Annotated in this window: 1 protein-coding gene and 3 tRNA genes; all 4 read right to left on the bottom strand. The window is 56.2% G+C overall.

Annotated features, from left to right (window positions below; all coding sequences use genetic code 11):
• On the bottom strand, positions 1-218 hold a 218-nt coding region (locus AWB81_RS43820; protein WP_235026279.1), incomplete at its 3' end, for a GTP-binding protein.
• A gap of 63 nt (positions 219-281) precedes the next feature.
• Positions 282-356, bottom strand: a tRNA-Thr gene (locus AWB81_RS43815).
• Positions 357-370: 14 nt separating this feature from the next.
• Positions 371-444 (bottom strand) — tRNA-Gly (locus AWB81_RS43810).
• 30 nt (positions 445-474) lie between these two features.
• Positions 475-560: transfer RNA gene (locus tag AWB81_RS43805), tRNA-Tyr, on the bottom strand.
• Positions 561-730: the final 170 nt, after the last annotated feature.

The following is a 730-nucleotide window of genomic DNA, read 5'->3' as shown; positions in this document are numbered from 1 at the left end:
GCCGTTTCGTACTCGACGTGCGCGGTGTTGATCGTGATGCCACGCGCCTTTTCTTCCGGTGCCGCGTCGATCTGGTCGTACGCCTTCGCTTCACCGCCGAACTTCGCGGTCAGCACCGTCGTGATCGCTGCCGTCAGCGTGGTCTTGCCGTGGTCAACGTGACCGATCGTTCCAACGTTCACGTGCGGCTTGGTCCGCTCGAATTTACCTTTGGCCATTTTCGACTCCTAACAGGATTTTCGTACCTTGCGCCGCGCGCAAACACTCTAGACTGGCGTTGCTGGTGCCCATGGGCAGGATCGAACTGCCGACCTCTCCCTTACCAAGGGAGTGCTCTACCACTGAGCCACATGGGCGCAACCATTGACACTGGAGCGGGTGAAGGGAATCGAACCCTCGTCGTAAGCTTGGAAGGCTTCTGCTCTACCATTGAGCTACACCCGCACGGGCCTTGATTCCCTACCGCTTAAATTCTGGTGGAGGAGGTTGGATTCGAACCAACGTAGGCGTAAGCCAACAGATTTACAGTCTGCCCCCTTTAGCCACTCGGGCACCCCTCCGCAGAGAACTATCAATTATGAGGGCTCATCGCACCATTGTCAAGCGCGGCACGTGATCCGTCTCGATTAATCCTCTCACTTATAGCAGAAACCGAACGCAAAAACCCCACCTTTGGGGGGTGGGGTTTTTGTTTTGCTGCATGAGGAGCCTGACGATTACCTACTTTCAC

The sequence above is a fragment of the Caballeronia arationis genome (genome assembly GCF_001544975.2).
Lineage (GTDB): Bacteria > Pseudomonadota > Gammaproteobacteria > Burkholderiales > Burkholderiaceae > Caballeronia > Caballeronia arationis.
The sequence above is the reverse complement of the archived record's forward strand: the minus strand, read 5'-3'. Positions and strand labels throughout refer to the sequence as shown.